This is a genomic window from Streptomyces sp. NBC_00080, assembly GCF_045041255.1.
Classification (GTDB): Bacteria; Actinomycetota; Actinomycetes; order Streptomycetales; family Streptomycetaceae; genus Streptomyces; species Streptomyces coriariae.
The window spans coordinates 5,259,735-5,273,220 of the sequence record NZ_CP108235.1 but is presented as its reverse complement, the minus strand read 5'-3'; the positions used below and the strand labels follow the sequence as shown (position 1 = coordinate 5,273,220).

The 13,486-nt window shown below is 72.5% G+C and carries 11 protein-coding genes; 5 read left to right on the top strand and 6 right to left on the bottom strand.

Annotated features, from left to right (window positions below):
* Positions 1-12 precede the first annotated feature (12 nt).
* On the bottom strand, positions 13-897 hold the full coding sequence (gene purU, locus OHU34_RS23685; RefSeq protein ID WP_142264866.1) for a formyltetrahydrofolate deformylase: 885 nt from the start codon (positions 895-897) through the stop codon (positions 13-15).
* A gap of 82 nt (positions 898-979) precedes the next feature.
* Positions 980-1,480: an SCO4402 family protein gene (locus tag OHU34_RS23680; RefSeq protein WP_078615735.1), complete on the bottom strand. Its 501-nt coding sequence runs from the start codon at positions 1,478-1,480 to the stop codon at positions 980-982.
* A gap of 118 nt (positions 1,481-1,598) precedes the next feature.
* Here OHU34_RS23680 and OHU34_RS23675 point away from each other — a divergent pair, with 118 nt between their 5' ends.
* Entirely contained in the window at positions 1,599-2,927 is a 1,329-nt protein-coding gene (locus tag OHU34_RS23675) for an ABC transporter substrate-binding protein (protein ID WP_142264867.1), read from the top strand.
* A gap of 94 nt (positions 2,928-3,021) precedes the next feature.
* On the opposite strand, the gene OHU34_RS23670 is transcribed toward OHU34_RS23675, so the two are convergent.
* Together OHU34_RS23670 and OHU34_RS23665 are read right to left on the bottom strand one after the other, a co-directional pair.
* The gene (locus OHU34_RS23670) at positions 3,022-4,905 is read right to left on the bottom strand and encodes a hypothetical protein (RefSeq protein WP_405768190.1); all 1,884 of its coding nucleotides are present in this window, start codon (positions 4,903-4,905) and stop codon (positions 3,022-3,024) included.
* A 213-nt stretch (positions 4,906-5,118) separates the two neighbouring features.
* Entirely contained in the window at positions 5,119-6,504 is a 1,386-nt protein-coding gene (locus OHU34_RS23665; RefSeq protein WP_142264869.1) for a transcriptional regulator, read from the bottom strand.
* Between the two features lie 335 nt (positions 6,505-6,839).
* Between OHU34_RS23665 and OHU34_RS23660 the strand changes: the two genes are divergently transcribed.
* The 3 genes from OHU34_RS23660 to OHU34_RS23650 are packed head-to-tail and all read left to right on the top strand — an operon-like array spanning position 6,840 to position 9,913.
* Positions 6,840-7,502, top strand: a complete 663-nt coding sequence (locus tag OHU34_RS23660; RefSeq protein ID WP_108221969.1) for a bifunctional DNA primase/polymerase — start codon at positions 6,840-6,842, stop codon at positions 7,500-7,502.
* Between the two features lie 36 nt (positions 7,503-7,538).
* Positions 7,539-8,309 (top strand): ABC transporter ATP-binding protein, encoded by a 771-nt coding sequence (locus OHU34_RS23655; RefSeq protein ID WP_028806912.1) that lies wholly within the window; start codon positions 7,539-7,541, stop codon positions 8,307-8,309.
* The gene (locus tag OHU34_RS23650; RefSeq protein ID WP_142264870.1) at positions 8,306-9,913 is read left to right on the top strand and encodes a transporter; all 1,608 of its coding nucleotides are present in this window, start codon (positions 8,306-8,308) and stop codon (positions 9,911-9,913) included. Before OHU34_RS23655 ends, OHU34_RS23650 begins: the two co-directional genes overlap by 4 nt.
* 320 nt (positions 9,914-10,233) lie before the next feature.
* Here OHU34_RS23650 and OHU34_RS23645 read toward each other — a convergent pair whose 3' ends face one another.
* Together OHU34_RS23645 and OHU34_RS23640 are read right to left on the bottom strand one after the other, a co-directional pair.
* Positions 10,234-11,190, bottom strand: coding sequence for an alpha/beta fold hydrolase (locus OHU34_RS23645; protein ID WP_405768186.1), 957 nt, complete (start codon positions 11,188-11,190; stop codon positions 10,234-10,236).
* A 518-nt stretch (positions 11,191-11,708) separates the two neighbouring features.
* Positions 11,709-12,401 carry a metal-dependent transcriptional regulator gene (locus OHU34_RS23640; RefSeq protein WP_020130217.1) on the bottom strand — a complete coding sequence of 231 codons (693 nt, stop codon included), beginning with the start codon at positions 12,399-12,401 and terminating at the stop codon, positions 11,709-11,711.
* A 270-nt stretch (positions 12,402-12,671) separates the two neighbouring features.
* Between OHU34_RS23640 and OHU34_RS23635 the strand changes: the two genes are divergently transcribed.
* Positions 12,672-13,427, top strand: a complete 756-nt coding sequence (locus OHU34_RS23635; RefSeq protein WP_230195404.1) for an SIS domain-containing protein — start codon at positions 12,672-12,674, stop codon at positions 13,425-13,427.
* Positions 13,428-13,486: the final 59 nt, after the last annotated feature.

Sequence of the window (13,486 nt, the reverse complement as noted above, 5' to 3'; positions counted from 1 at the left end):
GGCTTGCGACGGCTACGCGAAGACGACCGTGCGCCGCCCGTTGAGCAGGATCCGCCGCTCCGCGTGCCACTTCACGGCCCGCGCCAGTGCCTGGCACTCCACGTCCCGCCCGACGGCGACGAGCTGGTCCGGCGTGACGCCGTGCCCCACGCGCTCGACCTCCTGCTCGATGATCGGCCCCTCGTCGAGGTCGGCCGTCACATAGTGCGCCGTCGCCCCGATCAGCTTCACGCCCCGCGCGTGCGCCTGGTGGTACGGCTTGGCGCCCTTGAAGCTCGGCAGGAAGGAGTGGTGGATGTTGATGATCCGGCCGCTGAGCTGCTTGCACAGGTCGTCGGAGAGGACCTGCATGTAGCGGGCGAGGACGACCAGCTCGACGTCCTGCTCCCGCACCAGCTCGAGCAGCTGCGCCTCGGCCTCCGCCTTGTTCTCCCTCGTCACCGGGATGTGGCGGAAGGGGATGTTGTACGAGCCCACCAGCTCGGCGAAGTCGGTGTGGTTGGACACCACGGCCGCGATCTCCACCGGCAGCGCGCCGATGCTGGCGCGGAACAGCAGGTCGTTCAGGCAGTGCCCGAACTTGCTGACCATGAGGACGACGCGCATCTTCTCGTCGGCCCGGTTGATCTGCCAGCCCATGTGGAAGGAGTCGCCGATCGCCGCGAAGCTCGCCCGGAGCTTGTCCACGGTCACCGGCGGCTCGGCCGAGAAGTGGACGCGCAGGAAGAACAGACCCGTGTCGTGGTCGCCGAACTGCTGACTGTCCTCGATGTTGCAGCCGGTCATGAAGAGATAGCTCGACACGGCGTGCACGATGCCCTGCTTGTCGGGGCAGGAAAGGGTGAGGACGTACTGGTCGGCGGCGGTCGCCGCGGCTCGGGTGGGCTGCGCGTTCATGCCCGACAGGGTCGCACACCGGCCACTGCCGTGGGCAATCGTCCCGCAGGACGGAACAGGGCGTCCGCCCCGCTCCCCCGGCCTACGCGGCGCGCGTCATGATGCGCAGCACCTCGAGGGTGCGCGGCGGCGCGTCGGCGTCGTCGCCGTCGCTGGCCGCCATCCGCACGTGCGCGTCCCGCGCCGCCCGTACCGCCTCCGGCCACGCCTCGTGGTCGACGTACGCGGAGACCGGGGCGTCCGGCCCGACCTGGTGCATGATCCGCAGCACCCGCAGCACGGCGGTGTCCACGAGGGCCGCCTCCTGCGAGTCGCGGAAGATCGTGCCGACGTACTTCTCGGCGGACCAGTTGTCGAGCCAGGTGTCCTCGACGAGGCGGTACACGGCGTCGGTGACGTCTCCGTACCCCTCGACGCCGGCCAGCCAGACGTTCTGCTGGAACACCGGGTCGGAGAGCATGTGCAGCGCGGAGCGCACATTGCTGCGCCAGCGCCACCACGGCATGTCGTTGAGTGGCATGCCGCCCATGGTGGGGGAGCGACGGCCGCGACGGGAAGAGTTCTCCGAACCTTGCACGGTCATAGATCGTACGTTTCCCCGTCCCACGTACCGCGGGTGCCCCTGTAATTCACCTTGTCGTCACCACGCGTTGACCGTGGGTCACTCCCAGGTTAGCGATGTGACGGAATCGTGCGTGTCCATGACCGGCAAGCGACGCACAGCAACGCGAAGCACCTTCCTCCCCAGGTCCTTCCGCTTCACCAGGTCCGTCAGAGCGACCGCCCTCTCGGCGGGTGCGCTGGCCGCCTGCGCGTCACTCGCCGTCGGCTGCGGGGTCGTCCCCGGTGTCTCGGGGGGTTCCGGGGACGGCCCGATCGTCGTCATGACGTGGGCGCCCGAGGAGACGTCCGCCACCAACAAGCCGGGCATGCCCGCCTTCGCCCTCGCCTACGCCCGCTGGGTCAACGCGAACGGCGGTCTCGACGGCCGCAAGCTCAAGGTCCTGACCTGCAACGACCACAACGACACCGTGTCCGCGGCGTCGTGCGCCCGGCGCGCGGTCAAGGAGCACGCGGTCGCCGTGGTCGGCTCCTACAGCCAGCACTCCGACGCCTTCTTCCCGCACCTGGAAGGCGCCGGCATCCCCTACATAGGCGGCTACGGCGTCACGAACGCCGAGTTCACCAGCCCGCTGTCCTACCCCGTCAACGGCGGCCAGCCCTCGCTGCTGGCCGGCCTCGGCAAGGAGCTCGGCGCGACCTGCGGTCCCGTCTCACTCGTCCGCCCCGACACCATCGCCGGCGACGCGCTGCCCCCGATGCTCAACGCCGGACTGACCGCGGGCGGGCACGACAAGGCCGAGGACCAGCGGGCTCCGGAGGACGCCACCGAGTACGCGACGCAGGCCGAGGCCGCCATGAAGAACGCGACCGGCGACTCGGCCGGGGACGGGAAGGGGTGCGTGGTGACCGCGCTCGGGGACCGCACCGCCACCTTCATGGACTCGTTCCGGCGCACCCGCACGGACTACCCCGACGTCCGCACCGGCACCGTCCTCGGCAGCGTCGACCAGACGGTGATCAACGCCGCCGGTGCCGCCTCCGGACCCTTCGAGGGGGCTTACGTCACCGGCTGGTACCCGGTGACGAGCGACCCCGCCTGGGCGCCGATGAAGAAGGTGATCAGCGAGGAGGCGTTCTCCGACACCCGGATCGACCCCACCGACACCGGCGTGCAGACCACCTGGATCGCCTACACCGTGTTCCGGCAGGCCGTGGAGTCACTGGACGGCGGCGAGGTGACCGCCGACTCCGTACGGGGCGCCCTGGACAACGGGCTGAAGATCACCACGGGCGGACTCACACCGACGCTCCGCTGGGAGTTCACCGACCGGCTCGCCTCGATCGGCTTCCCCCGCCTGGTCAACGCCGACGTCACCCTCCAGGCCGTGCAGAAGGGCCGCCTGGTGTCCGCCAAGAAGGGCTTCGTGGACGTGACGAAGACCCTGGAGAAGGCCGACGTCGACTGACCCGCCCCACCCGGACACCCGGACACCCGCCCGAACCGCCCGACGCGGCCGACCCGGCCGGCCCGCCCCTGCGACGGCGCCGGCCGCTCCGCGTCTACAGCTGGGTGGGCTGGCGCTCCGTCAGGCCGTAGGTCCGCGCGATCTTGTTCCACAACTTCGCGGCCTGCGTCTTCTGGGCGCTGGCGGTGCCGCTCGCGCGGTTGCCTGCCTGGGTCTCGGAGGTGGTGCGGGCCGAGCCCTTCTTGCAGCTCTTGTTCTTGCTGCCGGCGACCTGGTCGGCCCAGGTCGCGTAGTGGTTGTCCGCGGACGCGGACGCCTGCCACGCCTTGGTGAGGGCCGTGGTCAGCGCGGTGTGGTCCGGCAACTGGTCGACCTTGAGCGCGGACAGTCTGGTGACCAGTTCGGAGCGCTGCTTCGCCGCGTCCCGCAGGTCCGTGGCGGCCTGGGCGAGATTGCCGCACGCCTTCACGTCGGCCACCGCGCTGATCACGCTGGCCCGGCTGCTGCCGCTGTCCGCGAGCAGCTTGTCGAGTTCGACCGCCTGCTGCTCGGCCGCGCCGGTGGACGCCGACGCGGACCCCTCGGTCGCGGGGGCCGACGCGGCGACGGTCTGGTTGTCGTCGCCCTGGCCACCGCCCCCGCCCGCGAGCATCGCGCCAGCGCCGACGCCGACGACCGCGAGCGCCACGCCGACCGCCGCGAACAACGGCAGCCGCGAGCCGGTACGGCCGCCCCGGCCGCCGCCGTCGTCTCGTGCCCCGCGCCGCCCGCCCGTCGCCGGATCACCGGGCGGGGTGTAGGCGGGCTGCGGGGAACGGGCACCGGGCCCGGCGCCGTAGCCCGGTGCGCCACCGTGGCCGCCCGGGCCGCCGTGGCCGCGTCCGGGAGTGTCCGGCTCGGAGAAGCGCGGGAGCTGCTGCGTGGATCCTGCCGGGCTGTCGGTGGCCGGCCCGCTGCGGAAGAGGTTCTCGAACTCGGCGGGCGGCTGCCGGTCGCCGTCGGCCTGCGCGGCGACGGGCGGGATGTACTGCGTGGGCTCGGAGTCGGAGTACGCGCCGGGCTGCGTTCCGGCGGCCGGCATCGGGCCCGGGGCGTTGTGCGGGGTACGGCCCAGGTACTGGGTCGACTCGGCCGGCACCTCGGGCGGCAGCGCGCCGGGGGCGACCGGCGGTATGTACTGCGTCGCGCCCTCGTCGGCGGGGGCGGCGGGGACGGGCGGCAGGTACTGGGTGGCGCCCTCGTCGGCGGCACCGGGTCCGGCGAACTGCGGCGGGTACGGGCCCCGGCCGTCGGCAGCCGGGCCGGCCGGGACCGGCGGTATGTACTGTGTCGCGCCGTCGTCGATCGGCGCGGCGGCGGGCGGCAGGGGTGCGCCCGGCGCCGGTGCGCTCTCCGGCGGGAGCGGGCCCGCGCCCGCCGGGGTGCCGCCGTTCCAAGAGACCGCCTGCCCGCTGTCCCACCGGGCCTGCGGCTGCTGCGGCTGCTGTGAGTACTGAGGCTGGTGCTGCTGATGCCCCTGGTCCGTTCGGCCCGGCCCGGCCGTCTGGTCCGCCGGGAGCGGCCAGCCCTGGGCGGACTGCTGCGGGGCGGGCTGCTGCGGGGCGGGCTGCTGCCGGCCGGGGCCCCAGGGGTCCCCCCAGGTCTGTCCGCCGGCCGGCGCCTGCTGCCCGTACTCGGGCTGCCCCTGGGGCGCGTGCTGCCCCTGCTGCCCGTAGTCCGGTTGCCCGTACTGCTGCTGCCCGTACTCGTCCTGCCGGTACTCGTCCTGTCCGTACTGCTGCTGCCCGTACTGCTGAGCGCCGTACTGGTCGGACTGGTGGCCCGACGGCGGCCCCGGCGGCGGCCCCTGGCGGGGTACCGGCCGCGGCGGGTTCGTCGTCATTCCCGGCAGCAGGGGTTCCCCACCGTCGGAGGGCAGCACGATGCCTTCGCGCGCGGGTTGCGCCGAGGGCTCCTCGCCCTGTCCACTCTGCGTCACCGGGACTCCTACGAATGGGGGACCTTCGGAATCGTCGGTTCACGCTACCGGGTCCCCGGAACCCCGTGCCACGCAGCTCAGAACGTGATCTCCCTCCCACCGGGTCGGACAGTGACTTCGGTGACAGATCCGGAGCGCCGTGCGCTGTATCCGCCCCTCCTTCCGCGCGGCCGCGCCGTTTCCCGCGTGTTCACGCTGCGGCCCCCCGTCCGTTCACGCCGCGGTCTGCAACTCCAGCCGCGCCCCGAACTCCCTTACCACCGACTCGTCCCGGAACGGTTCCAGTCGCTGCTGGAGGTCCTCCAGGTACTCCGCGCCCCGGTTGGAGCGGAGCGTCTCGAGGAGTTCGACCGCCTTGAGGCCCGTGTGGCAGGCCTGTTCGATCTCGCGCTGCTGCACCTGCGCGGTGGCCAGCAGGACGTAGCCGATGGCGCGTCGGCGCGCTCGGCTCTCCGGGTGCCCGGCCAGGGACTGTTCGGCACAGCGCGCCGCCGCCTCGGCCTGGCCCAGGTCGCGGTGGCAGTGCGCCAACTCGTCGGCCAGGTAGGCCTCGTCGAAGTGCGCGATCCACGCGGGGTCGTCCCCGGCGGACGGCTCGGCCGCCTCCAGCGCCGAGATCGCCCGCCCGGACGCCGCCTGCGCCCCGCGCGCGTCCCCCAGCAGTGCGTGGCCGCGTGCCTCCGCCGCGAGGAACATCGCCTCCGCGCGCGGCGTCACCCGCCCCCGCGCTCCTTCCTGCGCGGCGCGCGCCAACTGCGCGATCTCCCGCGGGTTTCCGAGCTGCGCGGCGAGGTGGCTCATGGACGCGGCGAGGACGTATCCGCCGTACCCCCTGTCGCCCGCCGCCTGGGCGAGCCGCAGCGCCTGGATGTAGTAGCGCTGGGCGAGGCCGGGTTGGCCGGTGTCGACGGCCATGTAGCCGGCGAGTTCCGTCAACCGGGCCACGGCCGCGAAGAGTTCCCGGCCCACCGCCTCCCGGTAGGAGCCGGCCAGCAGGCCCGAGACGACGCTGTTGAGGTAGTGCACGACGACCGGGCGTACATGCCCGCTGCCGTACTGGTGGTCCAGGTCGACCAGCGCCTGGGTCATCGCCTTGACGGCCGCGACGTCGGAGAGGCCCACCCGGGGCCCGGCAGCCCGCGCCACCTGCGCGTCGGGGGAGGAGATCAGCCAGTCGCGGCTCGGCTCGACCAACGCGGAGGCGGCCACGGACGAACCGGTGAGGAAGTCGCGTCGGCCCACGTCACTGCGCCACAGTTCGCAGACCTGCTCGATGGCCCCCAGTACCGTCGGCGAGAACTGGAGACCCACGCCCGAGGCGAGGTTCTTGCCGTTGGCCATGCCGATCTCGTCGATCGTGACCGTACGGCCGAGCTTGCGGCCCAGCGCCTCGGCGATGATCGCCGGGGCGCGGCCCCGCGGCTGCTGTCCGCGCAGCCAACGGGCCACGGACGTCTTGTCGTAGCGCAGGTCGAGTCCGTGCTCGGCCCCGCACATGTTGACGCGGCGGGCGAGCCCGGCGTTCGAGCACCCCGCCTCCTGGATGAGCGCCTGCAACCGTTCGTTCGGCTGCCTCGCGACTAGCGGCCTTGCGGCCATGGGCACTACCCCCTGTGGCTGCGGTGACCGGGACGGCGGGTGCCCGCCCACACACCGAGTTGACGTGTCTTCCACCGAAAAGTTCCGGCCGAGAAGATCAATGCCCCACAGCCACAGCGAAAATGCGAGGCATGTGAGGATTGCCAAGACTTGCCGAGGAATACAGAGAATTGCCGGGTTACCGGCGGACGCCCGCCCCCCTCTACCTGGTTACCCGCTCCCGCGCCCGTTCCTCCCGCGCGCCCCCGCCCGTGCACCCATGCGCCCCGGACGCGGAATCGATGCTCCTCCCCCGCGCAATGTGGCGGGCGTAACCCCTGGTGACGGCTAGAGTTGTGTTCATCGTGGAAGAGACCATCGCGGGCGCCGAAGCCACTCAAATCCCGAAGCAGCGCGGGGAATCGCTGCTCGAGACCGCTGTTCGATACGCCGAGGAACGTCATTGGGACGTGTTCCCCGGCACCTGGCTGGAACCCGTCGACGGACTGCAGCGCTGCTCCTGCGGCGACGGCGCGTGTGCGGCGCCGGGCGCGCACCCCGCACGCCCCGACTGGGCGACCCAGGCCACCGGCAGCGCGACGGTCGCGCGCCGGATGTGGCAGAAGCAGCCGACCGCCTCGATCCTGCTGCCGACCGGGCGTACGTTCGACGCGATCTCCGTTCCGGAGACGGCCGGGTTTCTCGCGCTGGCCCGGATGGAGCGGATGGAGTTGACGCTCGGTCCCGTCACGTTGACGCCGGACCGCCGGATGCAGTTCTTCGTGCTGCCGGGCGCGTCGGCAAAGGTGCCGGACCTGGTGCGCAAGCTGGGCTGGTCGCTGGGCGCGCTCGATCTCCTGACGCTCGGCGAGGGCATGTGGGTCGCCGCGCCGCCCACGCGGTTCGGGTCGCGGGGTGCCGTGCAGTGGGCGTGCCGGCCCACCGCCGCGAACCGCTGGCTGCCGGACGCGGAGGAGTTGATCTCGCCGCTCGCCTACGCCTGCGGACGCGATCGCTGACCCCCTGGGGCGCTTTCTCCGCCGTAGGGTTCATGCATGACGTCCGTACGCGTGCGTAACCTCTGGAAGCGGTTCGGGCAGCAGGTCGCCGTCGCCGGGATCGATCTCGATCTGCCGTCCGGGAAGTTCATCGGGCTCGTCGGGCCGAACGGCGCCGGGAAGACCACGACCCTGTCGATGGTGACCGGGCTGTTGCGGCCCGATCAGGGGTCCGTCGAGGTGGTCGGGCACGACGTGTGGCGTGATCCCGTCGAGGTGAAGGCGCGGATCGGCGTGCTGCCGGAGGGGCTCCGGCTGTTCGAGCGGCTCTCGGGGCGTGAACTTCTCGTCTACAGCGGGCGGTTGCGGGGGCTGCCGGGCCCCGAGGTCGACAAGCGGGCCACGCAGTTGCTCGACGTCCTCGATCTGGCCGGGGCCCAGCACAAGCTCGTCGTCGACTACTCGACCGGCATGCGGAAGAAGATCGGGCTCGCGGCCGCGCTGCTGCACAACCCCGAAGTGCTCTTCCTCGACGAGCCGTTCGAGGGCGTCGACCCGGTGTCCGCACAGATCATCCGCGGAGTGCTGGAGCGGTACACCGCGTCCGGGGCGACGGTCGTCTTCTCCTCCCATGTCATGGAGCTCGTCGAGTCGCTGTGCGACTGGGTGGCGGTGCTGGCGGCGGGGCGGATCCGGGCGCACGGGACGCTGGAGGAGGTGCGGGGTTCGGCTCCCTCCTTGCAGCAGGCGTTTCTCGAACTCGTCGGGGCACAGGGGCGGGACACCGGTTCCGACCTCGACTGGCTGGGCGGCGGGGCGACCCGGTGAGCGAGCCGACCTCCCCGCCGGGCCTCGTCCCCACCGTCGTACGGCTGAAGCTGTCACTGCTGCGCAACGGGCTGCGGCAGTCGGGCGGGCGGCGGGCCGCGTACGTCGCCTCCGCCGTCGTCACGCTGCTGTTCGCCGCGCTTCAGCTGCTCGGACTGATCGCGTTGCGCGGGCACGACCACGCGGTGTCGCTGGTGGTGCTGCTCGCGGCGGTGCTGGGGATGGGCTGGGCGGTGATGCCGCTGTTCTTCCCCAGCGGTGACGAGACCCTGGACCCGACCCGGCTGGTGATGCTGCCGCTGCGGCCCCGGCCGCTGGTGCGGGCGCTGCTGGCGGCCTCCCTGGTGGGCATCGGGCCGTTGTTCACGCTGCTGATGCTGGTGGGTTCGGTGGTGTCCGTGGCGCACGGCGCCGCCGCATGGACGGTGGGCGTGCTCGCCGTCGCCCTCGGGCTGCTGGTCTGCGTGGCACTCGCCCGGGCCGTGGCCGCCGCCAACATCCGGCTGCTGACCAGCCGTAAGGGACGCGATCTCGCCGTGCTGAGCGGGCTGGTCATCGCGATCGGCGCGCAGGTCGTCAACTTCGGGGCGCAGCGGCTCGGGACGTCCGGTCTCGGGCAGCTCGATCCGGCGGCGGACGTGCTGCGCTGGCTGCCGCCCGCCTCGGCGATCGGCGCGGTGGACTCGGTGAGCGAGGGCGCGTACGGGACGGCCGCCGCGCAGATCGCGGTCAGCGCGGGTGCTCTGGTGCTGCTGGTGCGGGTGTGGACGCGGAGCCTGACCCGGCTGATGATCTCGCCCGACGGTTCCACCCTTCAGGCGGCCGAGCCGGCCGCACGGGAACGGCGGACCTCGGCGGGGCTCGGACGGCTGCTGCCGGGCGGGCGCACCGGCACCGTGATGGAGCGCGGTCTTCGCTACATCTGGCGCGACCCGAAGACGAAGGCGGCCTGGGTGACGTCGCTGGCCATCGGGCTGATCGTGCCGGTCTTCAACGCCCTGCAGGGCACCGGCTCGATCTACTTCGCCTGCTTCGCCGCCGGGATGCTCGGCATCCAGATGTACAACCAGTTCGGGCAGGACACGTCCGCGTTCTGGATGGTCGCGATGACGATCTCCTCGCGCCGGGACGCGTACGTCGAGCTGCGCGCGCGGGCGCTGGCCCTCCTGCTGATCACCCTGCCGTACGCGACGCTGGTGACCGTGCTGACGACGGCGATGCTCGGCGACTGGTCGAAGCTGCCCGAGGCGCTGGGGCTGTCCCTGGCGCTGCTCGGCGCGATGCTGGCGACGGGTGCCTGGACCTCGGCCCGCTTTCCCTACTCGATCCCGCAGGAGGGCTACAAGAACGTCGCCCCCGGCCAGGCCGGTCTCGCCTGGATCGCGATCTTCGGCGGGATGGTCTCGGCCGCCCTGCTGTGCGCGCCTGTCATCGCGGTGACGATCTGGCTGCACGTCACCGAGGGCGGGGACTCCTGGACCTGGCTGCTGCTGCCGGGGGGCGCGGTGTACGGCGCGGCGATCACGCTGTTGGGACTGCGTCTGGCCGCTCCCCGGACGGCGACGCGCCTCCCGGAGATCCTGACGGCGGTGAGCAAGGGCTGACCGGCTGCCCGCGCGGACGCCCGACTCCGCGGCCGCCGAGGGCGAGCGGCCCGCGACCGCCTGACCGCCGAGGAGGCCCGGAGCCGAGGCCTCGGGAGGCCTTCGGCGGGCCTCAGGGCGCCTCCGGCGGGCCGCAGGCGCCCAGGGAGATCGCCAGGGCCCTCAGGGACCTCAGAGGCCCCTAGGGGGGCCGGGGCCCGAGGGAGGCCGGCAGCCCGAGGGGACCCGGAGCCCGAGCGAGGCCGGCGGCCCGAGGGGACCCGGAGCCCCTCAGGGGACCAGGGACCTCAGAGGGCACCGGGTCTCAGAGGCACCGGTGCTCAGGGGGCTTCGGGGGCGAGTACGGCGTCGAGGAACGGTTCGATCGCCGTGCGCCATCCCTCCGGCTGGTCGTAGTGCACGAGATGCCCGGCGTCGACGACCTCCGCGTACGCGCCGCGCGGCAGGACCCGCACCATCTCCTGGGCCTCGGCGCGGCCGAGCTCGCCGTCCAGGCCGCGCACCACCAGCGCCGGGCACTGGACCTGGGTGAGCTCCTCCCAGTGCGCGTCGTAGACCCAGGTCTCGCGGGTCTTGAGCATCTGCTCGGGCTCGAAGACGGGACGCCAGCCGTCCGGCGACTCGTGCATCACCTCGGCGTAGAACTCGCCCCGGGAGGGGTTCGGGCGTTCCACCCAGGGGTCGTCCTCGCCGAACCACTTGCGGACGTCGGCGAGCGTGGCGAAGGGGGCCGGCCAGGACTTGAACCAGTCGCCCCACTCGCGCTGCGAGGCCGCGCCCAGCGCGGAGGCCCGCATGTCGCAGACGATCAGACCCTGCACCAGGTCGGGGCGCTTGGCGGCGAGCTGCCACGCGGTGAGCGCGCCCATGGCGTGGCCGATGAGGACGGCCGGGGCGAGGCCGAGCTGCTCCAGGGCGGCCTCCGCGTCCTCGACGTAGGCCTCGCGGGTGAAGGCGGCCTCGGGCAGTTTCGCGCTCTGCCCGTGGCCGCGCTGGTCGAGGGCGACCGCGCGGTGCCGCTCGGAGAGCCAGCGGGCGGTGGACGACCAGTGCGAGGCCCGGCCCATCAAACCGTGCAGTAACAGGACGCCCGGCCTGCTTCCGGCGCCGTACTCGGGGGGCTCGGCGGGCCGGCCCCCCTCCCGCCTCCGCACGGACTGGGGCGGAATCACGGGCTCCGTCACCGCTTTCGCCGGGTCGCCCTTGGGCGGGTCACCGAACTCCCAGGCCGCCAGGCGCACGCCGCCCGCCCCGGTCACGTCGATGCGTCGCGCCATAGGTCCTGGCACCCCCTAGCCGTCATACCGCTGCGCTTCCGATGCCTTCGTACTGCCTTCAATCACCCGCAGGCTATCGAATGGCCTTTCGAGAAATGCACTCTCCGCGCACAACACCCCTCGTTCGAGTGACCACACTCAAGGAATGATCCCCGCTGCCGAGGGGAGACCTTCAGCGGGAGGCGGACCGCTCGGGGAAATCGGTCCGCGGGGAATGACCCTGAGAGCTCGGGGCTCCGGGTCAGTACAGGGGAGGACAAGCCCCGGTGCCGTACGGCACCGGGGCTCTCCACTGCTCCGCGGCACGGCATCCGGCCCCCCTCAGGTCATATGCCCCACGCGACAGCCTGGCACGTGAAGCGCCGGAGCGCTGCGATTCGACACAGGGAATCTGCGATTCGACGAGATCGACGGAACACCCCAACTTCCCCACACTCCCGAGGAGTTGAACAATGCTCAGCGTTTCGGCGACGACCGGCGGTCGCCTCGACGCCGCCCCGCGCCCGGCCGGCCGGAGCTCAGCGCTTCGCGACGAAGACGTGGGACGCGACGTCCGACTCCAGCTCGGCGGCCTCGCCGCCGCTGCCCACCAGCACACCGCCCGCCGACTCCGTCACACTCACCACCGAGCCGGGCTGCACGCCCGCGCGGCGCAGCGTGTACATCAGCTGCGCGTCCGTCTGGATCGGCTCGCCGATGCGGCGTACGACGACCGTCTTGCCCTCCAGGCCCGGGTCGAGGTCGGCCAGCGAGACCATGCCCTCGTCCAGGAACGGGTCGGCGCCGTCCTTCTCGCCCAACTCCTCCAGGCCCGGGATCGGGTTGCCGTACGGCGACTCGGTCGGGTGCCGCAGCAGCTCCAGCACGCGACGCTCGACGGCCTCGCTCATCACGTGCTCCCAGCGACAGGCCTCGGCGTGCACCTGCTCCCACTCCAGGCCGATCACGTCGACGAGGAGACACTCGGCGAGGCGGTGCTTGCGCATCACGCGCGTGGCCAGTCGGCGGCCCTCGTCGGTGAGCTCCAGGTGTCGGTCGCTGGCCACGGAGACCAGACCGTCGCGCTCCATGCGCGCCACCGTCTGGCTGACCGTCGGCCCGCTCTGGTCGAGGCGTTCGGCGATCCGGGCACGCATGGGCACCACGCCTTCCTCCTCCAGCTCGAGGATGGTGCGGAGATACATCTCCGTGGTGTCGATCAGTCCGGACATGTGTGCCCCTCGATTAGCTCTGCTGGCTCTGCCGAAGGCTGAACGGCTCTCCGGCGCGTGCGCTGGCCCTGGACTCAATTCTGCCGGATACCACTGACAAGCGTGCCGCGCCGTTGAAACGAGGCGGTTACATCGGGGCGCGGATCCCCACCGCGAGGCAGGCCGGCACCCCGGCCGCCCCACCGTCACCGGGCGTATTGACAGCGCACTGGTCCAGACCGCACGGTGATCCGCGACACGGACACCCGCTACGGCAAAGGGGCCCTTCGGATGAGCGACCGCAAGCTCGCCGCCCAGTTCTTCGACGCCGCGATCGCCCTGCTCCAGCGGGCCCGCGACGAGGAGGCCGACACCGTCGAGGCCGCCGGCACGCTCCTCGCCGACACCGTGGCCGCGGGCGGCCGCCTCTTCGCCTTCGGCGCCGGTCACTCCTCCCTCGCCGCCCAGGACGTCGTCTACCGCGCGGGCGGCCTCGCCCTGATGAACCTGCTCGCGGTCCCGGGCGTCGTCGGCGTCGACGTCTCCCCCGCCACCCTCGGCTCCGCCCTGGAGCGCGTCGACGGCCTCGCGAGCGCCGTCCTGGAAACCTCGCCCCTGCGCGCGGGCGACGCCCTCGTCATCGTCTCGCTGTCCGGCCGCAACGCCCTGCCCGTGGAGATGGCCCAGAAGGCCCGCGCCCTGGGCGTCCGGGTGATCGGTCTGACGTCGGTGGCCTACGCCTCGGAGACGACGTCCCGGCACGCCTCCGGAACCTTCCTGAAGGACCACTGCGACGTCGTCCTCGACTCGAAGATCGCGGTCGGCGACGCCGAACTCACCCTCGACACCGTCCCCGCGCCCTTCGCCCCCGCCTCCACGGTCGTCACCTCGGCGCTCCTGCAGGCCGTGATGGCCACCGCGGCCGGCGTCCTCGCCGAGCGCGGCATCGAGCCCCCGCTGCTGCGCTCCGGCAACGTCGACGGCGGCCACGACTGGAACGGGCGGATCATGGAGGAGTACCGGGACCGGATCTTCTACCGCCGCTGAACGGGCGCCACCCCCACCCGGCGGCGCGACCGGCGGACCGACCTCCCGACCGGGCGACC

Bases quoted from the DNA above. Each gene is read 5' to 3' on its own strand.
- purU (WP_142264866.1), bottom strand. From the start codon at position 897: ATGAACGCGCAGCCCACCCGAGCCGCGGCGACCGCCGCCGACCAGTAC.
- OHU34_RS23680 (WP_078615735.1), bottom strand. From the start codon at position 1,480: ATGACCGTGCAAGGTTCGGAGAACTCTTCCCGTCGCGGCCGTCGCTCC.
- OHU34_RS23675 (WP_142264867.1), top strand. From the start codon at position 1,599: ATGACCGGCAAGCGACGCACAGCAACGCGAAGCACCTTCCTCCCCAGG.
- OHU34_RS23665 (WP_142264869.1), bottom strand. From the start codon at position 6,504: ATGGCCGCAAGGCCGCTAGTCGCGAGGCAGCCGAACGAACGGTTGCAG.
- OHU34_RS23655 (WP_028806912.1), top strand. From the start codon at position 7,539: ATGACGTCCGTACGCGTGCGTAACCTCTGGAAGCGGTTCGGGCAGCAG.
- OHU34_RS23645 (WP_405768186.1), bottom strand. From the start codon at position 11,190: ATGGCGCGACGCATCGACGTGACCGGGGCGGGCGGCGTGCGCCTGGCG.
- OHU34_RS23640 (WP_020130217.1), bottom strand. From the start codon at position 12,401: ATGTCCGGACTGATCGACACCACGGAGATGTATCTCCGCACCATCCTC.
- OHU34_RS23635 (WP_230195404.1), top strand. From the start codon at position 12,672: ATGAGCGACCGCAAGCTCGCCGCCCAGTTCTTCGACGCCGCGATCGCC.